Consider the following 22310-nt stretch of genomic DNA (forward strand, 5'->3'; position numbering starts at 1 on the left):
CATGCGGATCGCGCAGCACATCAGTGACCTCATCGGCGGGACACCGCTGGTTCGGCTGAACTCCGTCGTCCCCGACGGCGCCGGCACCGTGGCGGCCAAGGTCGAATACCTCAACCCCGGTGGCAGCTCCAAGGACCGGATCGCGGTGAAGATGATCGACGCCGCCGAGGCCAGCGGGCAGCTGCGGCCGGGCGGCACCATCGTCGAACCCACGTCGGGCAACACCGGCGTCGGCCTCGCCCTGGTTGCCCAGCACCGCGGGTACAAGTGCGTGTTCGTCTGCCCCGACAAGGTCAGCGAGGACAAGCGCAATGTGCTGCTGGCCTACGGCGCCGAGGTCGTGGTGTGCCCGACGGCGGTGCCGCCCGATCACCCGGACAGCTACTACAGCGTCTCCGACCGGCTCGTCACCGAGATCGACGGTGCCTGGAAGCCCGACCAGTACGCCAACCCGGAGGGCCCGGCCAGCCACTACGCCACCACGGGGCCGGAGATCTGGGCCGACACCGACGGCAAGATCACGCATTTCGTCGCCGGAATCGGCACCGGCGGGACGATCACCGGCGCGGGCCGCTACCTCAAGGAGGTCTCCGCCGGCCGGGTCCAAATCGTCGGCGCCGACCCGGAAGGGTCGGTGTATTCGGGCGGCAGCGGGCGGCCCTATCTGGTCGAGGGCGTCGGCGAGGACTTCTGGCCGCAGGCCTACGACCGCACGGTGCCCGACGAGATCGTCGCCGTCTCGGACTCCGACTCGTTCAACATGACCCGGCGGCTGGCGCGCGAAGAGGCGATGCTGGTCGGCGGGTCGTGCGGGATGGCGGTGGTTGCCGCGCTCAAGGTCGCCGAGGAAGCCGGCCCCGACGCGCTGGTCGTGGTCCTGCTGCCCGACGGCGGGCGGGGCTACATGTCCAAGATCTTCAACGACGGGTGGATGTCGTCGTACGGGTTCCTGCGGGCCCGCCTCGACGGGTCGACCGAGGAGGCCTCCGTCGGCGACGTGCTGCGCCGCAAATCGGGGGAGCTTCCCGACCTCGTGCACACCCATCCGTCGGAAACGGTGCGCGACGCCATCGGCATCCTGCGCGAGTACGGCGTCTCGCAGATGCCCGTGGTCGGCGCCGAGCCGCCGGTGATGGCCGGCGAGGTGGCCGGCAGCGTGTCCGAACGCGAGCTACTGTCCGCCGTCTTCGAGGGGCGGGCGAAACTGGCCGACGCCGTCGCGCTGCACATGAGCCCGCCGCTGCCGATGATCGGCGCCGGCGAGTTGGTCAGCGCCGCGGGCAAGGCATTGCGCGACTGGGACGCGCTGATGGTGGTTGAGCAGGGCAAGCCGGTCGGGGTCATCACCCGCTATGACTTGTTGGGCTTCCTGTCCGACGGGCCCCGCCTGTTGAGCGGCCGGCGTTAGCCGGGGGGCGCGGCCGCACGGCCTCGGGTACTGTAATGCGGCCTGGTTCAGCTAACGCACTGGAGGGTTGCCCATGACCGACCAACCGTCGTCCGGCGAGTCCTACCAGCCGCCCCCCGGCCCGCCCGGCGGGCACCAGCCCCCGCCCCCGCCGCCGCCCCCCGGCGGCGGTTCCTACCCCCCGCCGCCGCCCCCGACGGGCGGGTTCGCGCCGCCCCCGCCCGGGCCGGCGATCCGCGCCCTGCCGACGGAGTCCTACACGCCGTGGCTCACCCGGGTGCTGGCGTTCATCGTCGACTACATCCCGGTGGTCGTCCTGGTCGGCATCGGCGCGCTGGTGCAGGCCCTCACCACGCAGCAGACGTGCACCAGCGACATCAGCCAGTACAGCGTCAACCAGTACTGCGTCACCCAGACCAGCGCCATCGGCATGCTGGTGTTCTGGTTGGCGTGGCTGGCCGCGATCGCCTACCTGGTCTGGAACTACGGCTACCGCCAGGGCACCACGGGGTCGAGCGTCGGCAAGTCGGTGATGAAGTTCAAGGTCGTCAGCGAGGTCACCGGCCAGCCGCTCGGCTTCGGGATGTCGGTGGTGCGCCAGATCGCGCACTTCGTCGACCAGATCATCTGCTACATCGGTTACCTGTTCCCGCTGTGGGACGCCAAGCGACAAACGTTGGCGGACAAGATCATGACGACGGTGTGCCTGCCGATCGAAGGAACCTGAGCGGCGCCGAAAGAGGCTGTCACTAGGCTGGTCCCCGATGAGCGAGGACCGTAGCGCACCGCACCCCTTCGCCGGGTTGGCGACCAAAGCCATTCACGCCGGCTACCGCCCGGACCCGGCGACCGGGGCGGTGAACGCGCCGATCTACGCCAGCAGCACGTTCGCCCAGGACGGCGTCGGCGGCCTGCGCGGCGGATTCGAATACGCCCGCACCGGCAACCCGACGAGGGCCGCGCTGGAGGCCGCGCTGGCGGCCGTCGAGGGGGGCGCCCACGGGCGGGCGTTCGGCTCGGGGATGGCTGCCACCGACTGCGCGCTGCGGGCGATGCTGCGGCCCGGCGACCACGTCGTCATTTCCAACGACGCCTACGGCGGCACGTTCCGGCTGATCGACAAGGTCTTCACGGTGTGGAACGTCTCCTACACGCCGGTGGCGCTGTCCGACCTCGACGCCGTGGCCGCGGCGATCACCCCGCAGACCCGGCTGGTCTGGGTGGAGACCCCGACCAATCCGTTGCTGACGATCGCCGACATCACCGCGATCGCCGACATGGCGCGCGAACGTTCGGCAAAGGTATTGGTGGACAACACCTTTGCGTCACCCGCGCTGCAGCAGCCGCTCACGCTGGGAGCCGATGTCGTGCTGCACTCGACCACCAAATACATCGGCGGGCACTCCGACGTGGTGGGGGGTGCGCTGATCACCAACGACGCCGAGCTCGACGACGCGTTCGCCTTCCTGCAGAACGGGGCGGGCGCCGTGCCCGGCCCGTTCGACGCCTACCTGACGATGCGCGGCCTGAAGACCCTGGTGCTGCGCATGCAGCGGCACAGCGAAAACGCTCTGGCCGTCGCGGAATTCCTCGCCCGGCATCCCGCCGTGGACGCGGTGCTGTATCCGGGCCTGCCGTCGCACCCCGGGCACGATGTCGCCGCGCGGCAGATGCGCGGCTTCGGCGGCATGGTCTCGGTGCGCATGCGCGGCGGCCGGCGGGCGGCGGAAAAACTGTGCGCCGGCACCGAGGTGTTCATCCTGGCCGAGTCGCTGGGCGGCGTGGAGTCGCTGATCGAGCTGCCCAGCGCGATGACGCATGCGTCGACGGCGGGTTCGCAACTGGAGGTGCCCGACGACTTGGTGCGGCTGTCGGTGGGCATCGAGGACCTCGCGGACCTGCTGGGCGACCTCGACGCGGCGCTGAGTTAGCGAGCTACCCGGTCCTCAGGAGTGGTAGGGCTCCGCGCTGAGCAGGGTGACCTTGACGGTGTTGCCGTTGGGCACCACGTAGCTGCGGGTCTCACCCACCTTGGCGTCGATCAGCGCGTTGCCCAGCGGTGAGTTGGGCGAATACACCTCGAGCTTGCCCTCGTTGACGCCCTCCTGGCGGGTGGCGATCAGAAACTTCTCTTTGTCGGACTCGTCGCCGTCGTAGTAGACCTCGACGACCGAGCCCGGCAGCGCGACGCCGGACTGCTTGGGCGCCTCGCCGACTTTGGCGTTGTTGAGCAGGTCCTGCAATTGGCGGATGCGGGCCTCCTGCTGCCCCTGCTCTTCGCGGGCCGCGTGGTAGCCCCCGTTCTCGCGGAGGTCGCCCTCCTCGCGGCGGTCGTTGATCTCGGCGGCGATGACCGGGCGATTCGCGATCAACTGGTCGAGCTCCGCCTTGAGTCGGTCATGTGACTCCTGGGTCAGCCAGGTCACCTGAGTGTCCGTCATCTCGTCGTGCTCCTCGTGATTGTCAAGCTGTAAGCCTGTGCGCCGGTGCCGCCCCGCTTAGCGCCGCTCCGTCTTTGACGGCCTCTAATGCAGCAATACACGGTCCCTGCGGGAACCGTGCATCCAGCCATGTTACCACCGCGCCAACCGGCGATAACCGGATATTTCCTGTTCGGACTCAGGACCCGCGCAGGTAGCCGGGCACGTCGGTGCCGCAGCCGTAGATGTCGGCCATGACCGGCGGCTGGAAGGATTTCACCGTCGTCGTCACCTGCACCGTGCGCTGGTCGGATGGCGGCACCAGCACCTCCCGCCGGCCTGTCTCGGCGCCATCCTTGGCCCGCACCCGCACGATGCAGTCCACCGGGCGTGACGGGTCGGATCGCGTCACGCTGATCGTCACCGACGCGGTCTCATCATCGATCAGTCGGTAGGCGGCCAACGAGCCGGCGACGTCACCGGTGCCGAGCCGCTGATAGCCGGCGACCGCGATGGCGACGCCCGCGGCTGTGGCCAGCGCGGCCAAGCCGATGGCCAGGCGGCGGCGGGACACGCGCGAAAGCCGCGGCCGCCCGTAGCGGGATTCGGGTCGCGAAAGGGGAGCTTCGGTCATGCCTGGGTATGCCTGTGCGGTCGGCTGCCGGACCCTTACCGGCAGGATGCAACGATCGGAACTGGAATTATAAGGTCGCTTCTAGTTCTTCTAGCTATTCGTGGTGAGCAGCGATCCGAGAAGGGGGCACGTGAGCGGGCTGCGGTTGATGGCGGTGCACGCGCACCCCGACGACGAGTCGAGCAAGGGCGCGGCCACGCTGGCCCGCTACGCCGACGAGGGTCACCGGGTTCTCGTGGTGACGTTGACGGGGGGCGAGCGCGGCGAGATTCTCAACCCGGCGATGGACCTGCCCGACGTGCTGGAGCACATGGCCGAAATCCGCCGCGACGAGATGGCGAAGGCCGCCGAGATCCTCGGCGTGCAGCACACCTGGCTGGGTTTCGTCGACTCCGGCCTGCCCAAGGGTGACCCACCGCCCCCGCTGCCCGACGGCTGCTTCGCCCTGGTGCCGCTGGAGGTGCCCGTCGAGGCGCTGGTGCGCGTGGTGCGCGAGTTCCGGCCGCACGTGATCACCACCTACGACGAGAACGGTGGCTATCCCCACCCCGATCACATTCGCTGCCATGAGGTTTCGGTCGGCGCCTTCGAGGCGGCCGGTGACTACGCCCGCTTCCCGGACGCGGGCGAGCCGTGGACCGTGTCCAAGTTGTACTACAACCACGGGTTTTTGCGCGCGCGCATGCAGCTGCTGCACGACGAGTTCGTCAAGCACGGCCAGGAGGGCCCGTTCCAGAAGTGGCTCAAGCACTGGGATCCCGAGCACGACCCGTTCGAGTCCCGGGTGACGACGCGGGTCGAGTGCTCGGCGTATTTCGACCGGCGCGACGACGCCCTGCGCGCGCACGCCACCCAGATCGACCCGAACGCCGAGTTCTTCGCCGCCCCCATCGCGTGGCAGCGGCGGCTGTGGCCCACTGAGGAATTCGAGCTGGCCCGCTCCCGCGTCCCGGCCAAACTGCCCGAGGACGACCTGTTCGCCGGAATCGAGGGCGACGAGTGAACCACCACCTGCTCAGGCTGATCGCCGACGCACCTCGCAACCATGGGCCCGACTTCGGCAAGGCCAGCCCGGTGGGGCTGCTGGTCGTGGTGCTGCTGCTGATCGCGACCCTGCTGCTGTTGCGCTCGATGAACAAACAGCTCAAGAAGGTGCCCAAGACGTTCGACCCGGAGCACCCCGAGCCGGATCAAGCCGCCGACGAGGGCACCGACACGGTCGACCCGGCCGTCGACGAGGCCCCCGAGCAGGCCAACGGGTCGACGCGGGCACCGGGACCGGGCGATGAGCCCGGCTGAACCGGCCGGGACGAACACGCTCGGGCTGGCCACCAGCCCGTATCTGCGCCAGCACGCCGACAATCCGGTGCACTGGCAGCAGTGGACGGCGGCGGCGCTGGCCGACGCCGCCGCGCGCGACGTGCCGATCTTGCTGTCCATCGGCTACGCCGCCTGCCACTGGTGTCACGTGATGGCCCACGAATCGTTCGAAGACGACGAGGTGGCCGCCGCGATGAACGCGGGATTCGTCTGCGTCAAGGTCGACCGCGAGGAGCGCCCGGATATCGACGCGGTCTACATGAACGCCACCGTCGCGCTCACCGGGCAGGGCGGCTGGCCGATGACGTGTTTTTTGACACCCGACGGCCGTCCGTTCTTCTGTGGCACGTACTACCCGAAAGATGGCTTCTTGCAACTGCTTTCGGCGGTCTCTGCCACCTGGCGGGAGCGGCGCGGTGAGGTCGAGGAGGCCTCCGATCACATCGCCGGCGAGCTGCGCAAGATGGCCGGCGGGCTGCCCGCGGGGGGCCCGGACGTGGCGCTGGGGCTATGCGACCACGCCGTCGCCGCGGTGCTCGCCGACCAGGACACCGCGCACGGCGGGTTCGGCGGCGCCCCCAAGTTCCCCCCGTCGGCGTTGCTCGAGGCGCTGCTGCGCAACTACGAGCGCACCGGGTCACCGGTGGCGCTGGAGGCCGTCGCGCGCACCGGCTCCGCGATGGCCCGCGGCGGCATCTACGACCAACTCGCCGGCGGCTTCGCCCGCTACAGCGTCGACAACGCGTGGGTGGTACCGCATTTCGAGAAGATGCTGTACGACAACGCATTGCTGCTGCGCACCTACGCGCACTGGGCCCGCCGCACCGGCGACCCGCTGGCCCGCCGCATCACCGCGCAGACCGCGGCGTTTCTGCTCGGCGAGCTGGCCGAGGGCGACGTGTTCACGTCCTCGCTGGACGCCGACGCCGCCGGCCGCGAGGGCTCGACCTACGTCTGGACCCCGGCGGAGCTCGACGAGGTGCTCGGCCCCGACGACGGGGGTTGGGCCGCAGAGCTTTTCGCCGTCACCCCGTCCGGCACGTTCGAACACGGGACCTCGGTGCTGCAGCTGCCCGCCGATCCGGACGACGGACAACGCGCCGAGCGCGTCCGGACCGCGCTGCTGGCCGCGCGCCGCACCCGCGCCCAGCCGGGCCGCGACGACAAGGTCGTCACGGCATGGAACGGGTTGGCGATCACCGCGCTGACCGAATCCAGTGTGGCCCTGGGTGATTCAGGGCTGGCCGACGCCGCGCGGCGGTGCGCGCGGGCGCTGCTGGACACCCACGTCGTGGACGGTCGGCTGCGCCGCGCCAGCCTGGGCGGGGTGGTCGGCGACAGCCCCGGCATCCTCGAGGACCACGCGATGCTGGCCACCGGGCTGCTGGCGCTCCACCAGCTGACCGCCGAACACGAGTGGCTGACGGCCGCGACCGGGCTGCTGGACACCGCGCTGGCCCACTTCGCCGACCCGCAGCGCCCCGGCCGCTGGTTCGACACCGCGGACGACGCCGAACAGCTGATGCTGCGCCCCGCCGACCCGCTGGACGGGGCCACGCCGTCCGGCGCGTCGTCGATCACCGAAGCGCTGCTGACCGCCGCGCATCTGGCCGACGGGGAGCGCGCCGAGCGGTACCTGCGCGCGGCGGGCGACGCGCTGGGCGCGCACTCCGTGCTGCTGGAGCGCGCGCCGCGCTCGGCGGGACATTGGCTGGCGGTGGCCGAAGCCGCGGTCCGCGGGCCGCTGCAGGTCGCGGTGGCCTGCGACCCTTCAAAAGGCGAGCGCTCGGAGTTGCTGGCCGCGGCGCGCCTGCTGGCGCCCGGCGGGGCGATCGTTGTCGGCGGCCCGGTGGACTCGTCGGCGCTGCTGGCCGGGCGCGACAGGGTCGCCGGCGTCGACGCCGCCTACGTGTGCCGCGGTCGGGTATGCGACCTGCCGGTGACCGGGTCGGCGGAACTGGCGGCCGCCCTGAATGTTTCGGGGCCCTGGTCCGGCGGCTAATCTGCGTCCCATGCCGAATGCCCCGGAGAAGGCCCAAGCGATCGCCGACACCATCAGGCGTTACGTCGCGCTGCTCGCCGACGGCAGCGTGGACGATCTCGTCGGCTTCTACGCCGACGACGCCACCCTCGAGGACCCCGTCGGCGGCGAGGTGCACATCGGCACCACGGCGATCCGCGGCTTCTACTCGGCCCTCGACGGCATGCAGCGCGAAAGCGAGCTGGTGTCGTTGCGGGTCTCCGGCAACGAGGCGGCGTTTCAGTTCCGGCTGACCGTGACCGCCGGCGAGCACAAGGTGCGGGTCGAGCCGATCGAGGTGATGGCGTTCGACGCCCGCGGCAAGGTCACGTCCATGAAGGCCTACTGGTCGGAGGCCGACGCGACTCAGCTCTAGCGGTCAGGCGGGGTGTCCGACATAGAAGACCGCGAGCCACATCGCGATGTAGTGCAGGATCGCCGCGATCGCCGTCAGGGCGTGGAAAAACTCGTGATAGCCGAACGTCTTCGGCCACGGGTCCGGCCAGCGCAGCCCGTAGAGCAACCCGCCGATGCTGTAGAACGCGCCGCCGACGGCGAGCAGAACCATCGCGGCCACCCCGGCCACGTGAATGATCGTCGGGGCGTACCACACCGCGACCCAGCCCAGCAGCAGATACAGCGGTACGCCCACCCAGCGCGGTGCCGTCGGCCAGCACACCTTCAACACGATGCCCGCCAGCGCCCCGCCCCACACGATCCACAGCACCAGCCGTCCGTCGGCCGGCGGCATCGCCAGCAACGCGAACGGCGTGTAGCTGCCGGCGATGAACACGAAAATCATCGAATGGTCGAGCCGCTTCATCCGGTTGCGGGTTTTGGCGGACTTCCAGTTGACGCGGTGGTAGGTGGCGCTGACGGCGAACATCGCCACGGTGGCCAGGGCGTAGGCGAACGTGGCGAGCCCGGCGCGGGTGGACTCCACCGGCCACGACACCGACACCAGGGTCGCGCCGCACACGATCGCCAGCCAGGCGGCGTAGAAGTGGATCAAGCCGCGCATGCGCGGCTTGCCCAGGGCCTGGGCGGCGCCCTCGGCCAGTTGCTCGACGGGATTGCCGGGCGCGAGTACCTCGGGCTCCGAGTTCTCCGACGTGGTGGTCTCGCTGCTCATGCCCATCAACAGTAGTCGGGGCCGGCCGCGAGACGCTCCCGGACGTGCGCTGACCGGCCCGAATTGACCTTAAAACGCGGCCGGAATTTGTCGCCGCCCACAGTAGTGTGGAGCTTCGTGGAGATCATCCCGCCGCGGCTCAAGGAGCCGTTGTACCGCGTCTACGAGCTGCGGCTGCGGCAGGGCCTGGCGGCCGCCAAATCCGAACTTCCCCGCCACATCGCCGTGCTGTGCGACGGCAATCGGCGCTGGGCGCGCAACGCCGGCTACGACGACGTCAGCTACGGCTACCGGATGGGCGCCACCAAGATCGCCGAGATGCTGCGGTGGTGCCAGGACGCGGGCATCGAGATGACGACCGTGTACCTGCTGTCGACCGAAAACCTGCAACGCGATCCCGACGAGCTGGCCGGGCTCATCGAGATCATCACCGACGTGGTCGAGGAGATCTGCGCGCCGGCCAATCAGTGGAGCGTGCGCACCGTCGGGGATCTGGCGCTGATCGGCGAGCAGCCGGCGCGCCGCCTGCGCGGCGCGGTGGAGTCCACCCCGGCCGTAGCGCCCTTCCACGTCAACGTCGCCGTGGGCTACGGCGGGCGCCGCGAGATCGTCGACGCGGTGCGGGCATTGCTGAACAAAGAGCTCGCCAACGGCGCGAGCGCCGAGGAGCTCGTCGACGCGGTGACCGTCGATGCGATCTCCGAAAACCTCTACACCTCAGGGCAACCCGACCCCGACCTGGTGATCCGCACGTCGGGGGAGCAGCGGCTGTCCGGGTTTCTGCTGTGGCAGAGCGCCTACTCGGAGATGTGGTTCTGTGAGGCGCACTGGCCGGCGTTTCGGCGGGTGGACTTCCTGCGCGCCCTGCGCGACTACAGCCAGCGTCACCGCCGGCACGGCAAGTGAGGATCGCTTCGCGGCGGGTCGTCGCCGGCGATTAAGCTTCCGGCCTCATGGCCCCGAACCTTCCGCCCGCCAAAGTCGTGCGGTTCATCGAGATCGCCCGGCACTACCTCGATCGGCTGAACCAACGGTTGATCCCGCCGCAGGCCGCGATGATGGAAATGGTCTCGAGCGCCTGGGCCGCGCAGGCGATCACCGCGGCGGCCGACCTGGGCATTGCGGACGCGCTCGCCGGCGGACCGCTGACGGCCGATGAGCTCGCGACCGCGGTCGACGCCGACGCCGACGCGCTCGGCCGGCTGCTCAGGGCGCTCATCGGCCGGGGCGTCTTCCGTCAGCGCCGCGACGGCCGTTACGAGCTCAACCCGCTGGCCGACACGTTGCGCGGCGACTCCCCGGTGTCGGTGGCCGGATTGGCCCGGTTCGTGGGAGCGCCGCAGCATCGCGAGCATTGGAGCCGCCTCACCGACGCGATTCGCGCCGGCCGGGCCGTCGTCCCCGCACTGCGCGGCAAACCTATCTTCGAGTACCTGGCCGACGAACCGGAACTCGCCGAAATTTTCAACGACGCCATGACCAGCGTGTCCGCGACCGCGATCGCACCGGTGGTCGCGGCGTATGACTTCAGCCGCTACGGGACGATCGTGGACGTCGGCGGCGGGCACGGTCGGCTGCTGGCCGCCATCATGGATGCCACGCCCCGGGCCCGCGGCATCCTGTTCGATCTGCCGCAAGTTGTGGCGGGAGCCCCGGAGGTGCTGGAAAAGCACGACATCGCCGACCGGGTCCGCGTCGTCGAGGGCTCGTTCTTCGATGCCGTACCGGGGGGCGGCGACGCTTACGTCCTCAAGAGCGTGATTCACGACTGGCCCGACGACGACGCCGTGCGCATCCTCGGCAACGTGCGGAGCGCCGCCGAGGCGGGTAAGCACGTGTTGCTCGTCGAATCCGTGATCCCGGGCCATGACCGCGAATTCCCGGGCAAGTTGACGGACCTGGAAATGCTGGTCGTGGCCGGCGCCCGGGAACGCACCGCCGCCGAATACAGCCGGCTGATGGACCGCGCCGGCTTTCGCATGACCCGGGTGATCGAAACGGCGTCGCCGTTCAGCGTCGTCGAGGCGACCGCGATTTAGCGCCGGCCCGGCGCAAGCCGGGAATAGCGGCGCCCGCGAACTGGTCTTTCTAGCCGTGGCAGTAGACATCCCCCTCAGGTCCCTTAGGAGTGCTCGCATGACATCTGTCCCCGGCGTCTCTGGCCTAGCCACCCGTCCCCTGTACGACGCGACCGACTCGCTGCTGCGTTTCGCCATGCGCGCCGACGCCACCCTGACCGGGCTGGGCGGCCTGGCTCTCGCGCTCGTCGCCGACCCGCTCTCGTCCCTGACCGGGCTGACGTCGGGCCAGGAATACGCCATGGGCGCGTTCTTCGTGCTCTGCGGGCTGGCGGTGTTCAGCCTCGCGGCGCTGCCCAACCTGCGCCGCGCCGGTGTCGGCGTCGTCGTGGGCAACCTCGCGTACACGCTGGCGGCGATCGTCGCCGCCGAGGCCGTGCCCATGACCGCGGCCGGGGTCGCGGTCATGCTGGCCAGCGGCGTGTACACCGCCGGGTTCGCCTACCTGCAGTACCTGGGCGTGCGTCGCCTGGCGGCGTGATCGCGTCTTAGAGCTTGCGCAGGCGCAGCCGGTTGATGGAGTGGTCGGCGTCCTTGCGCAGCACCAGGGTGGCCCGCGGCCGGGTCGGCAGGATGTTCTCGACGAGGTTGGGCCGGTTGATCGACCGCCAGATCTCGCGCGCGGCGGCGACCGCCTTGGTGTCGTTGAGCGCCGAGTAGTGGTGGAAGTGCGACTCCGGGTCGGCGAACGCCGTGCCCCGCAGTGACAGGAACCGCGACACGTACCACTGCTCGATGTCCTCGATGCGGGCGTCCACATACAGCGAGAAGTCGAACAGGTCCGACACCATCAGCGTCGGCCCGGTCTGCAGGACGTTGAGGCCCTCGAGGATCAGGATGTCGGGGTGGCGGACCACGTGCTTGGCCCCGGGGATGATGTCGTACTTCAGGTGCGAATACACCGGCGCGCAGGCGTAATCGGAACCGGATTTGACCGACGTCACGAAACGCATCAGCGCCCGGCGGTTATAGCTCTCCGGGAAACCCTTGCGGTGCATGAGGTTTCGCCGGTCCAACTCGGCGTTGGGGTACAAGAAGCCGTCGGTGGTCACCAGGTCCACCCGGGGGTGATGATCCCAACGGGCCAGCAGCGCCTGCAGCACGCGGGCGGTCGTCGACTTGCCGACCGCCACGCTGCCGGCCACGCCGATGACGAACGGCACCGGCCGGTCCGGGTTTTGCTGGGGCTCGCCGAGGAATTCCGCGGTGGCCGCGAACAGGCGCTGGCGGGCGGCGACCTGCAGGTGGATCAGCCGGGCCAGCGGCAGGTAGACCTCTTCGACCTCCAGCAGGTCGATCTGCTCGCCGAGGCCGCGCAGCCCGACCAGTTCCTCTTCGGTGAGGGCCAGCGGCGTCGACATACGGAGCCCACGCCATTGCTTCCGGTCGAACTCCACATAGGGGCTCGGCTCGCTAAGCCGCGGCATGGTGCCAAGTGTGGCAGGGGCGGACGCGTGCCCGACGGCTGGGCCGGGTAAAACGCCGCTGGATAGACTGGCGCGCGTGACCGCCGCACCCGACTCCCGTACCGCCTCTTCCGTGATGTCCGCCCCGCTCGCCGAGGTCGACCCGGACATCGCCGAGCTGCTGGACAAGGAACTGCACCGACAGCGCGACACCCTGGAGATGATCGCCTCGGAGAACTTCGTGCCCCGCTCGATCCTCCAGGCGCAGGGCAGCGTGCTGACCAACAAATACGCCGAGGGCCTGCCCGGCCGGCGCTACTACGGCGGTTGCGAACACGTCGACGTCGTGGAGAACATCGCCCGCGACCGGGCGAAGGCGCTGTTCGGCGCCGAGTTCGCCAACGTCCAGCCGCATTCGGGCGCCCAGGCCAACGCCGCGGTGCTGCACGCCCTGATGTCACCCGGGGAGCGCCTGCTCGGCCTGGACCTGGCCAACGGCGGGCATTTGACCCACGGCATGAAGCTGAACTTCTCCGGCAAGCTCTACGACGTCGGCTTCTACGGCGTCGACCCGGCGACCCACCTGATCGACATGGACGCGGTGCGGGCCAAGGCACTCGAATTCCGCCCCAAGGTGATCATCGCCGGCTGGTCGGCCTACCCGCGGATCCTCGACTTCGCGGCCTTCCGGTCGATCGCCGACGAGGCCGACGCCAAGTTGTGGGTGGACATGGCGCACTTCGCCGGGCTGGTCGCCGCCGGCCTGCACCCCTCGCCGGTGCCGCACGCCGATGTGGTGTCCACGACCGTGCACAAGACGCTCGGCGGCGCCCGCTCCGGGATGATCCTGGGCAAGCAGGAGTACGCCAAGGCCATCAACTCCGCGGTCTTCCCCGGCCAGCAGGGCGGCCCGCTGATGCACGTCATCGCGGGCAAGGCCGTCGCGCTGAAAATCGCCACCACCCCCGAATTCGCCGACCGCCAGGCCCGCACGCTGTCGGGTGCGCGGATCATCGCCGAGCGGCTGCTGGCCCCCGACGTCACCCGGGCCGGGGTGTCGGTGGTCAGCGGCGGCACCGACGTGCACCTGGTGCTGGTCGACCTGCGCGACTCGCCGCTGGACGGCAAGGCCGCCGAGGACCTGCTGCACGAGATCGGCATCACGGTCAACCGCAACGCCGTCCCGAACGACCCCCGGCCGCCGATGGTGACGTCGGGCCTGCGGGTGGGCACTCCGGCGCTGGCCACCCGCGGTTTCGGGGACGACGAGTTCACCGAGGTCGCCGACATCATCGCCACCGCCGTTGCGGCGGGGACCGCCGCGGACGTCGCCGGGCTGCGGCAGCGGGTGACGCGGCTGGCCAGGGACTTCCCGCTGTACGAGGGGCTCGAGGAGTGGACGCTGGTCGACCGCTGAGGGAAACCGGCCCGCGACACGGGTTCCAATGCATTTCACGAAACCTGTGTATGGAGGTTACAGTTACTTGATGGCACAGAAACCTGTACCTAATGCCCTGACCCTGGAACTCGAGCCGGTGCTCGAGCAGCTCATGGACCACCACCTCAGCACCGAAGACCTGTGGTTCGCCCACGACTACGTGCCGTTCGAGCAGGGTGAGAACTTCGCGTTCCTCGGCGGGCGCGACTGGGACCCGTCCCAGACGACGCTGCCCCGGACCATCACGGACGCCTGCGAGATCCTGCTGCTGCTCAAGGACAACCTCGCCGGCCATCACCGCGAGCTCGTCGAGCACTTCATCCTCGAGGAGTGGTGGGGCCGCTGGCTGGGCCGCTGGACCGCCGAGGAACACCTGCACGCCATCGCGTTGCGCGAGTACCTGGTGGTGACGCGCGAGGTCGACCCCACCGCCAACGAAGAGGCCCGCGTCCAGTACGTGATGAAGGGCTATCGCGCCGACACCTACTCGCAGGTCGAGACCCTGGTGTACATGGCGTTCACCGAGCGCACCCACGCCGTCTTCTGCCGCAACCTGGCCGCCACCATCGAGGAGCCCGTCCTGGCCGGGCTCGTCGACCGGATCGCGCGGGACGAGGTGCGGCACGAGGCGATCTTCGCCGCGCTCGTCGCGCACTGCCTGCAGTACACCCGCGACGAGACGATCGCCGCGATCGCCGCCCGCGCGGCCGACCTTCAGGTGGTGGGCGCCGACATCGACGCCTACCACGACAAGGTGCAGAACGTCGCCGAGGCAGGCATTTTCGGGCCCGCGGACCTGCAACAGGCGATCTCGGACCGCATCGCCGATTGGGGCGTGGCCGACGAGCCCGCGCTGAAGCAGTTCATCGTCGGTTAACCACTTTTGGTGTCGCCGTGTCGGTCTCGGCGCGCCTGCCCGGCCGCCGAGCGGCCACGGGAGTAGCGTCGTTGTCGATGGCCAGCGACATGCTCTGCTGCCAGGGCGGCACCTCCGTCACCACTCAGGTGGTTCTAGGCAGGACCGGCCCCGGTCCTGGTGCTGCGGCTCCCGCCGACATGCCTGTGTGGGTCCGCGCGGGCTTACCCGCTCGAGGAGCGCTTCGTGACCGATATCCGGACCTATGTGCTCGACACCTCCGTGCTGCTGTCCGACCCCTGGGCCTGCAGCCGGTTCGCCGAACACGAGGTGGTGGTGCCGTTGGTGGTGATCAGCGAGCTGGAGGCCAAGCGCCATCACCACGAACTGGGCTGGTTCGCCCGGCAGGCCCTGCGCCTGTTCGATGATCTTCGGCTCGAGCACGGACGGCTGGATCTGCCGATTTCCATTGGCGCACAAGGCGGTACGCTGCACGTCGAGCTGAACCACACCGACCCGGCCGTGCTGCCCGCGGGCTTCCGCACCGACAGCAACGACTCCCGGATTCTGAGCTGCGCCGCCAACCTCGCCGCCGAGGGCAAGCGAGTTACGTTGGTCAGCAAGGACATTCCGCTCCGGGTGAAGGCCGCGGCGGTGGGCTTGCCCGCCGACGAATACCATGCGCAGGACGTCGTGGTGTCCGGCTGGTCGGGGATGCGCGAGATCGAGACGGCGGCCGAGGATATCGACGCGCTGTTCGCCGACGGCGAGATCGACCTTGCCGAAGCCCGGGACCTGCCCTGCCACACCGGAATTCGGTTGCTGGGCGGCAGCTCGCATGCGCTGGGCCGGGTCACCGCAGGCAAGCGCGTGCAGCTGGTCCGCGGTGACCGCGAGGTGTTCGGGCTGCGTGGCCGTTCCGCCGAACAGCGCGTGGCGCTGGACCTGCTGCTCGACGAGTCGGTAGGCATCGTCTCGCTGGGCGGCAAAGCGGGCACCGGTAAGTCCGCGCTGGCGCTGTGCGCCGGGCTCGAGGCGGTGCTGGAGCGGCGCACCCACCGCAAGGTGGTGGTTTTCCGGCCCCTCTACGCCGTCGGCGGCCAGGAGCTCGGCTACCTGCCGGGCAACGAGAGCGACAAGATGGGCCCGTGGGCCCAGGCGGTCTTCGACACCCTCGAGGGTCTGGCCAGCCCGGCCGTGCTCGAGGAGGTCCTGTCCCGCGGCATGCTCGAGGTGTTGCCGCTCACCCACATCCGGGGCCGCTCCCTGCACGATTCGTTCGTCATCGTCGACGAGGCGCAGTCGCTGGAGCGCAACGTCCTGCTGACGGTCCTGTCCCGGCTGGGCACCGGCTCCCGGGTGGTGCTCACCCACGACATCGCCCAGCGCGACAACCTGCGCGTCGGGCGGCACGACGGCGTCGCGGCGGTGATCGAGAAGCTCAAGGGCCACCCGCTGTTCGCCCACATCACCCTGCTGCGCAGCGAGCGGTCGCCGATCGCCGCGCTGGTGACCGAGATGCTGGAGGAAATCGCCGGCCCGCAGTGACGGTTTGGCCGCGAAACTGTATTCCGCGACGGCTCCACCCGCGAAAGGTGTCGCTAGTTGCCGTCTCGCGGTAAGTAAACTTCCAGGGTGCGCAAACGTCCCGACAGCCAGGCTTGGCGCTATTGGCGGACCGTTTGCGGCGCCGTCGCGGCCGCTGCGGTGCTGGTGATCGGCGGCCTGACCGGCCACGTGACGCGCGCCGACAACCTGAGCTGCGCGGTGGTCAAGTGTGTCGCGCTGACCTTCGACGACGGGCCCGGCCCCTACACCGACCGGCTGCTGCGGATCCTGGCGGACAACAACGCCAGGGCCACGTTCTTCATGATCGGCAACAAGGTCGCCGCCAACCCCGCGGGCGCCAAGCGCGTCGCCGACGCGGGCATGGAGGTTGGCAACCACACCTGGGAACACCCCAACATGACCACCGTCCCGCCCGAGGACATCGCCGGGCAGTTCTCCCGGTCCAACGACGCGATCACCGCCGCGACCGGCCGGGCCCCGTCGCTGTGGCGCCCCGCCGGCGGGCTGTCCAACGACGCCGTGCGCCAGACCGCAGGCCGGTTTGGTCTGGCCGAAATCCTTTGGGACGTAATTCCTTTCGACTGGATCAACGACTCCAATACGGCCGCAACGCGGTACATGCTGATGACCTACGTCAAGCCGGGCTCGGTGGTGCTGTTCCACGACACCTACTCGAGCACCGTCGACCTGGTCTACCAGTTCATCCCGGTGCTCAAAGCCAACGGCTACCGCCTGGTGACCGTCACCGAACTGCTGGGGCCGCGCGCGCCGGGCAGCAGCTACGGCGGCCGCGAAAACGGGGCGCCCGCCAACGCGCTGCACGACATCCCGCCCGCCGAGATCCCCACCCTGCCCAACACGCCCTCACCGAAGCCGATGCCCAACTTCCCGATCACCGACATCCCGGGGCAGAACTCCGGCGGCCCGAATAACGGCGCCTAGCGCCCGCGCGGCTACCGTATTGGGGTGAACATCGCGGGCCCGGCAAGCACCGGAGGGCGAAAGTCGGTCCGCAGGTTGTCGATTGAATACGGCGTCGCCCTTGCCCTGGCCTACATCATCGCCGTCATCGACGCGGCTGCCATCCTGATCCCGCTGCGCGGGCACACCTCCACCGCGGCCAATGTGGACTTCGCGGAGAAGAACACGGCGGTGGTGGTGGTCCTCGTGGTGTTGGGGACCATCGCCGTCGCCGCGGCCGGCGTGGTGAGCCTGCGTCCCACCCTGCGCTGGTATGTGCCCGGGCACGATCCGACCCCGCAGCAGCGGGAAGCCACGATGAAGCTCGTCGGCCGCCAGTCGGCGATCCTGGTCGCGGGCTGGGGCGTGGCCGGGGTGATCTTCGCGCTGCTGAATCTGGGGGCCGGGTCCCGGTTTCTGCTGCCCATCGGGCTCGGCATGGTGCTCGGCGGGCAGGCCGCGGCCGGGATGGGGATGCTGCTGGCCCAGTCGACACTGCGGCCCATCATGGGCGCCGCCACCCGGGGTTGTGAGCCGCGGCTGACGGTGCCGGGCGTGTTCGCGCGGCTGGTCATGCTGTGGTTTTTGTGCAGCGCGCTGCCCATCGGGGTGATCGCGGCGATGGTCGCCTTCCGCTCGTATGGCTGGCTCATCGCGAGGTCCGCATCGTTGGACGTGCCCGTGCTGGTGGTGTCGCTGGCGGCGCTGCTGCTCGGGCTGCCGACGATGATCCTGACGTCGCGGTCGATCTCGGATCCGCTCGGCGAGGTCGTCGACGCCATGGCCGAGGTCGAGCACGGACGGATCGCAACGTCCGTCGGGGTCTACGAACGCTCCCAAATCGGGCGGCTGCAAACGGGATTCAATCGGATGGTCGCCGGGCTCGCCGAGCGGGACCGGCTGCGGGACCTGTTCGGGCGCCACGTCGGGGCCGATGTCGCCCAGCGCGCCATTCAGGAGGGGGCATCGCTGTCCGGGGACGTCGTCGACGCCGCGGTGTTGTTCATCGACCTGGTCGGGTCGACGCAACTCACGGAAAGTCGTCCCCCGCAAGAGGTTGCCGAGGTCCTCAACGACTTCTTCCGGATCGTCGTCGGCGCAGTCGACGAACACAACGGCCTGATCAACAAATTCGCCGGCGACGCCGCCCTGGCCGTCTTCGGGGCGCCACTGCGCGCGGCCGAACCGGCATCGGCGGCGCTGGCGACGGCCCGCGCGCTGGGCACCCAGCTGCGCCGGCTACCGGTCGACTTCGGGATCGGCGTGTCGGCGGGACGGGTCTTCGCCGGCAATGTCGGAGCCGAAAACCGTTATGAATACACAGTAATTGGCGATGCGGTCAACGAGGCGGCGCGGCTGGCCGACCTCGCCAAGACCGCCGATCGGCGGATCCTGTGTTCGGCGGTCGCCATCGACCGCGCCGGCGACGACGAGCGCGCGCACTGGGCCGAGTGCTATTCGACGGTGCTGCGCGGGCGTTCGGAGGCCACCCACGTCTCGGCGCCGACCGGCCCGCTTACTTCTTGACCTTCAGGGCGGCGACGACGCCGTTGATGATGCCCGCCGACGGCGCATCGCCGATGGGTGTGGCGCCCAGGAAGATCGTGACCGGTTTGGTGTCGACCGCGATGATGACCACCGAGTCGCCTTTGACGTTGCGCGCCGGGTCGGCGATCATGACGTCGGCGTCCACCCGCGCGGCCTTGACCCCGTCGACGGTGATCGACGACGTCTTCGTCGGGCCCAGGGTGGGCGTCGCGTTTGCGTAGCCGGGCCCGTTGGCCACGCAGCCCATCAGCTTCGACGCCTGCGCGGAGACGTCCATGCCGGGGACGAAGTTCGTGACGGCGACCTCGGCCTGCATCATCCACTGGCTGGCGTTCGGCACCTCCTGCGCGACGCCCACCGCGCCGATCAGGTTCGGGGTCTGGTCGTCGGAGAAACCCATCCAGCCCGGCGTCGCGCTGGCCGGAAACGACAGCTTGCCCGCGCTGATCGTGTCGCCGGCGGGCTTCTCGCCGCCCGACACGTTGGGCGTGCAGCCGGTCGCCGTCTGCTGGCCGCTGCCCGGTTGCGACGACGGGACACTCGCAGACGTCGGGCCTGTCGACGGCCCGGCCTTGGTCGACTTGTTCCCGCTGTTGACCGCGATCGCCAGGATCACCACCAGCGCGATGACGCCCAGCACCGCGAGTCCGGCGACGATCAGCCACGGCGCCTTGGAACGCGGACCGCCCGGTGGCGGCCCGGGCGGATACGGCCCGCCCGGCCAGCCCGGCGGAGCCTGCTGGCCCGGCGGCGGGAACTGCTGGGGCGCATAGGGTCCCGGCGCGGAGCCCCCGGGCGGCGGGTACGGATAGGCGCCCGGCGGCGGGCCACCCGGCGGCGGGCCGCCCGGGGGCGGGCCACCCCAATAGGGGCCCTGCCCGTAGGGATTCGCTCCGTAGGGGTCCTGGCCGTAGGGGCCGCCGGGGGGAGCCGTCATCGCTGAACCACCATCTAGTCCTCGGGCTTTACGCGGGCCATCGCCAACACGTCGAGGCGGCGGTCCAGCTCTTCGATCGACAGCTTGTCACCGATGAGTCCGCGGTCGATGACGGTCTGGCGAATGGTCTTGCGCTCCTTGAGCGCCTGCTTGGCCACCGCGGCGGCCTCCTCGTAGCCGATGGCCGAGTTCAGCGGCGTCACGATCGACGGCGACGACTCGGCCAGCTCCCGCAGGTGCTCGACGTGCGCGGTCAGCCCGGTGATGCAGCGCTCCGCGAACAGCTTTGAGACGTTGGTCAGCAACTTGAAGGACTCGAGGATGTTGCGCGCCATCATCGGGATGTAGACGTTGAGCTCGAAGGCGCCGTTGGCGCCGCCCCACGCGATGGCGGCGTCATTGCCGATCACCTGCGCGGCGACCTGGGTAACCGCCTCGGGCAGAACGGGATTCACCTTGCCCGGCATGATCGAGCTGCCCGGCTGCAGGTCCGGCAGCTGGATCTCGGCCAGGCCGGTCAGCGGGCCCGACCCCATCCAGCGGATGTCGTTGGCGATCTTGGTCAACGAGACGGCGATGGTGCGCAGCGCGCCCGACGCCTCGACCAACCCGTCGCGGGCCGCCTGCGCCTCGAAAGAGTTTGCCGCCGTGCGCAGTTCGCTCAGGCCGATGGAGGCGACCAGCGCCTCGACCACCTTGGCGCCGAACCCGTCGGGGGCATTGAGGCCGGTGCCCACCGCGGTGCCGCCGATCGCCAGCTCGCCCAGCCGCGGCAGCGTGGCCCGCACCCGTTCGATCCCGGCCTCGATCTGGCGGGCGTACCCGCTGAATTCCTGCCCCAGCGTTACCGGGACGGCGTCCATCAGGTGCGTGCGCCCCGACTTGACCACGGTGTGCCATTCGCCGGCCTTGGCCGCGAGCGCCTCGTGGAGCACCTCGAGCGCCGGGATGAGGTGGCGGACCGCGGCCTCGGTGGCCGCGATGTGGGTGGCCGTCGGGAACGTGTCGTTGGACGACTGCGACATGTTCACGTCGTCGTTGGGGTGCACCGTGACCCCGTTGGTGGCCGCGATGGACGCGATCACCTCGTTGGTGTTCATGTTCGAGCTTGTCCCCGAACCGGTTTGGAAGACGTCGATGGGGAACTGGGCGTCGTGGCGGCCGTCGGCGATCTCGGCCGCGGCGGCGATGATCGCGTCCGCCTTCTCCGGTGCCAGCAACCCGAGGTCGGCATTCACCTGCGCGCATGCGCCCTTCAGCAGGCCCAGCGCGCGGATCTGGGCGCGCTCCAGGCCGCGGCCCGAGATCGGGAAGTTCTCCACGGCGCGCTGAGTTTGCGCGCGCCACAGCGCTTTTGCGGGCACCCGGACCTCGCCCATGGTGTCGTGCTCGATGCGGTATTCGGCGCTGTCGGCCATATGGTGTGGTCCTCGCTGGGGTCGATTTTGGTCGATTTACGGCAGGGGATATTGGGCGTTGGAATCGCCGGTGAAGTCGATGGCGGAATATTCGTTGAGCTTCGAAAGCCGGTGGTAGGCCTCGATCAGGCGCACGGTGCCCGACTTGGAGCGCATCACGATCGACTGGGTGGTGCAGCCGCCGGGGTAGTAGCGCACGCCCTTGAGCAGGTCGCCCTCGGTGACGCCGGTGGCGCAGAAGAACACGTTGTCCCCGGACACCAGGTCCTCGGTGGTCAGCACCTTGTCCACGTCGTGGCCGGCGTCGATCGCCTTCCGGCGTTCCTCGTCGTCCTTGGGCGCCAGCTGCGCCTGGATCGCGCCGCCCATGCAGCGGATCGCGGCGGCGGCGATGATGCCCTCCGGCGTGCCGCCGATGCCGGCCAGCATGTCGGTGCCCGATTCCGGACGGCACGCCGAGATCGCCCCGGCCACGTCGCCGTCGGTGATCAGCCGGATCCGGGCACCGGTGGCGCGGACCTCCTCGATCAGCTGGGCGTGCCGGGGCCGGTCCAGGATGCACACGGTCATGTCGCGCACCGACAGCGCCTTGACCTTGGCCACGGCGCGGACGTTGTCCGCGATCGGCGCGGTGATGTCCAGCACGTTGGCGGCCTCGGGGCCGACGGCGATCTTGTTCATGTAGAACACCGCCGAGGGGTCGAACATGGCGCCCCGGTCGGCCACCGCCAGCACCGAGATGGCGTTGGGCATGCCCTTGCTCATCAGCGTGGTGCCGTCGATGGGGTCGACGGCGAAGTCGCAGTCCGGGCCGTCGCCGTTGCCGACCTCCTCGCCGTTGTAGAGCATCGGCGCGTGGTCCTTCTCGCCCTCGCCGATGACGACCACCCCGCGCATCGACACCGTGTTGACCAGCTCGCGCATCGCGTCGACGGCCGCGCCGTCGCCACCTTCCTTGTCCCCGCGGCCCACCCAGCGCCCGGCGGCCATCGCGCCGGCCTCGGTGACCCGCACCAGCTCGAGGGCCAGGTTGCGATCCGGGGCTTCACGACGGGAGGCGGTCATGCGGCGATTCTCCCAGAGGCGGGTTGACGCAGCGGAGACGGGGCTTGGCCTGCCGTCGCGCGGGGGGTCAGTCGGCGGCCGGGGCCCGGGCGGGCTCGCGG

At 69.9% G+C, this 22310-nt stretch carries 22 protein-coding genes; 15 read left to right on the top strand and 7 right to left on the bottom strand.

Going from position 1 to position 22310, the window contains the following annotated elements:
• The first annotated feature begins 1 nt into the window (after window position 1).
• The 3 genes from AC5Y43_RS19310 to AC5Y43_RS19320 all read left to right on the top strand — a co-directional run bounded on the left by AC5Y43_RS19310 (window position 2) and on the right by AC5Y43_RS19320 (window position 3339).
• Entirely contained in the window at window positions 2-1408 is a 1407-nt protein-coding gene (locus AC5Y43_RS19310; protein WP_499975042.1) for a cystathionine beta-synthase, read from the top strand.
• A 73-nt stretch (window positions 1409-1481) separates the two neighbouring features.
• The gene (locus AC5Y43_RS19315) at window positions 1482-2135 is read left to right on the top strand and encodes an RDD family protein (RefSeq protein WP_499975044.1); all 654 of its coding nucleotides are present in this window, start codon (window positions 1482-1484) and stop codon (window positions 2133-2135) included.
• 37 nt (window positions 2136-2172) lie between these two features.
• On the top strand, window positions 2173-3339 hold the full coding sequence (locus tag AC5Y43_RS19320) for a cystathionine gamma-synthase (protein WP_499975046.1): 1167 nt from the start codon (window positions 2173-2175) through the stop codon (window positions 3337-3339).
• Between the two features lie 15 nt (window positions 3340-3354).
• Here AC5Y43_RS19320 and greA read toward each other — a convergent pair whose 3' ends face one another.
• Entirely contained in the window at window positions 3355-3849 is a 495-nt protein-coding gene (gene greA / locus AC5Y43_RS19325; RefSeq protein WP_499975048.1) for a transcription elongation factor GreA, read from the bottom strand.
• 178 nt (window positions 3850-4027) lie between these two features.
• A complete protein-coding gene (locus AC5Y43_RS19330) occupies window positions 4028-4462 on the bottom strand; it encodes a DUF4307 domain-containing protein (protein ID WP_499975049.1) in 435 nt (144 codons plus the stop codon).
• A 130-nt stretch (window positions 4463-4592) separates the two neighbouring features.
• Between AC5Y43_RS19330 and mca the strand changes: the two genes are divergently transcribed.
• From mca to AC5Y43_RS19350, 4 genes are read left to right on the top strand one after another with little or no spacing between them, the layout of a single operon-like run.
• Window positions 4593-5465 carry a mycothiol conjugate amidase Mca gene (gene mca, locus AC5Y43_RS19335; RefSeq protein WP_499975051.1) on the top strand — a complete coding sequence of 291 codons (873 nt, stop codon included), beginning with the start codon at window positions 4593-4595 and terminating at the stop codon, window positions 5463-5465.
• The gene (locus tag AC5Y43_RS19340; RefSeq protein ID WP_499975053.1) at window positions 5462-5761 is read left to right on the top strand and encodes a hypothetical protein; all 300 of its coding nucleotides are present in this window, start codon (window positions 5462-5464) and stop codon (window positions 5759-5761) included. Before mca ends, AC5Y43_RS19340 begins: the two co-directional genes overlap by 4 nt.
• Window positions 5748-7784: a thioredoxin domain-containing protein gene (locus tag AC5Y43_RS19345; RefSeq protein ID WP_499975055.1), complete on the top strand. Its 2037-nt coding sequence runs from the start codon at window positions 5748-5750 to the stop codon at window positions 7782-7784. Before AC5Y43_RS19340 ends, AC5Y43_RS19345 begins: the two co-directional genes overlap by 14 nt.
• 10 nt (window positions 7785-7794) lie before the next feature.
• Window positions 7795-8178: a nuclear transport factor 2 family protein gene (locus AC5Y43_RS19350; protein ID WP_499975057.1), complete on the top strand. Its 384-nt coding sequence runs from the start codon at window positions 7795-7797 to the stop codon at window positions 8176-8178.
• 3 nt (window positions 8179-8181) lie between these two features.
• Here AC5Y43_RS19350 and trhA read toward each other — a convergent pair whose 3' ends face one another.
• Window positions 8182-8934: a PAQR family membrane homeostasis protein TrhA gene (gene trhA / locus AC5Y43_RS19355; RefSeq protein WP_499975058.1), complete on the bottom strand. Its 753-nt coding sequence runs from the start codon at window positions 8932-8934 to the stop codon at window positions 8182-8184.
• Between the two features lie 117 nt (window positions 8935-9051).
• On the opposite strand from trhA, the gene AC5Y43_RS19360 reads away from it, so the two are divergent.
• The 3 genes from AC5Y43_RS19360 to AC5Y43_RS19370 all read left to right on the top strand — a co-directional run bounded on the left by AC5Y43_RS19360 (window position 9052) and on the right by AC5Y43_RS19370 (window position 11493).
• Window positions 9052-9840, top strand: coding sequence for a (2Z,6E)-farnesyl diphosphate synthase (locus tag AC5Y43_RS19360; RefSeq protein ID WP_499975060.1), 789 nt, complete (start codon window positions 9052-9054; stop codon window positions 9838-9840).
• Window positions 9841-9887: 47 nt separating this feature from the next.
• A complete protein-coding gene (locus tag AC5Y43_RS19365) occupies window positions 9888-10973 on the top strand; it encodes a methyltransferase (protein WP_499975062.1) in 1086 nt (361 codons plus the stop codon).
• 97 nt (window positions 10974-11070) lie between these two features.
• Window positions 11071-11493 carry a hypothetical protein gene (locus AC5Y43_RS19370; protein ID WP_499975063.1) on the top strand — a complete coding sequence of 141 codons (423 nt, stop codon included), beginning with the start codon at window positions 11071-11073 and terminating at the stop codon, window positions 11491-11493.
• 7 nt (window positions 11494-11500) lie between these two features.
• Here AC5Y43_RS19370 and coaA read toward each other — a convergent pair whose 3' ends face one another.
• Window positions 11501-12439 (bottom strand): type I pantothenate kinase, encoded by a 939-nt coding sequence (gene coaA / locus AC5Y43_RS19375; RefSeq protein WP_499975065.1) that lies wholly within the window; start codon window positions 12437-12439, stop codon window positions 11501-11503.
• 115 nt (window positions 12440-12554) lie between these two features.
• Here coaA and glyA point away from each other — a divergent pair, with 115 nt between their 5' ends.
• From glyA to AC5Y43_RS19400, 5 genes are all read left to right on the top strand, one after another.
• Window positions 12555-13835: a serine hydroxymethyltransferase gene (gene glyA, locus AC5Y43_RS19380; RefSeq protein ID WP_499975378.1), complete on the top strand. Its 1281-nt coding sequence runs from the start codon at window positions 12555-12557 to the stop codon at window positions 13833-13835.
• A 70-nt stretch (window positions 13836-13905) separates the two neighbouring features.
• Entirely contained in the window at window positions 13906-14733 is an 828-nt protein-coding gene (locus tag AC5Y43_RS19385; RefSeq protein ID WP_499975066.1) for an acyl-ACP desaturase, read from the top strand.
• A gap of 225 nt (window positions 14734-14958) precedes the next feature.
• Window positions 14959-16260: an RNA 5'-3' helicase PhoH2 gene (gene phoH2, locus AC5Y43_RS19390; RefSeq protein ID WP_499975067.1), complete on the top strand. Its 1302-nt coding sequence runs from the start codon at window positions 14959-14961 to the stop codon at window positions 16258-16260.
• Window positions 16261-16347: 87 nt separating this feature from the next.
• Window positions 16348-17223: a polysaccharide deacetylase family protein gene (locus AC5Y43_RS19395; RefSeq protein WP_499975069.1), complete on the top strand. Its 876-nt coding sequence runs from the start codon at window positions 16348-16350 to the stop codon at window positions 17221-17223.
• A 75-nt stretch (window positions 17224-17298) separates the two neighbouring features.
• Window positions 17299-18768, top strand: a complete 1470-nt coding sequence (locus tag AC5Y43_RS19400) for an adenylate/guanylate cyclase domain-containing protein (protein ID WP_499975379.1) — start codon at window positions 17299-17301, stop codon at window positions 18766-18768.
• Here the strand turns inward: AC5Y43_RS19400 and AC5Y43_RS19405 are convergent.
• The 3 genes from AC5Y43_RS19405 to glpX are packed head-to-tail and all read right to left on the bottom strand — an operon-like array spanning window position 18758 to window position 22209.
• Window positions 18758-19726 (bottom strand): hypothetical protein, encoded by a 969-nt coding sequence (locus tag AC5Y43_RS19405; RefSeq protein WP_499975070.1) that lies wholly within the window; start codon window positions 19724-19726, stop codon window positions 18758-18760. The two genes, AC5Y43_RS19400 and AC5Y43_RS19405, sit on opposite strands and share 11 nt — an antisense overlap.
• 14 nt (window positions 19727-19740) lie before the next feature.
• The gene (locus tag AC5Y43_RS19410) at window positions 19741-21144 is read right to left on the bottom strand and encodes a class II fumarate hydratase (protein WP_499975071.1); all 1404 of its coding nucleotides are present in this window, start codon (window positions 21142-21144) and stop codon (window positions 19741-19743) included.
• 36 nt (window positions 21145-21180) lie between these two features.
• Window positions 21181-22209, bottom strand: a complete 1029-nt coding sequence (gene glpX, locus AC5Y43_RS19415) for a class II fructose-bisphosphatase (protein WP_499975073.1) — start codon at window positions 22207-22209, stop codon at window positions 21181-21183.
• Between the last annotated feature and the right edge of the window lie 101 nt (window positions 22210-22310).

The organism is Mycobacterium sp. NGS57 (assembly GCF_059812405.1).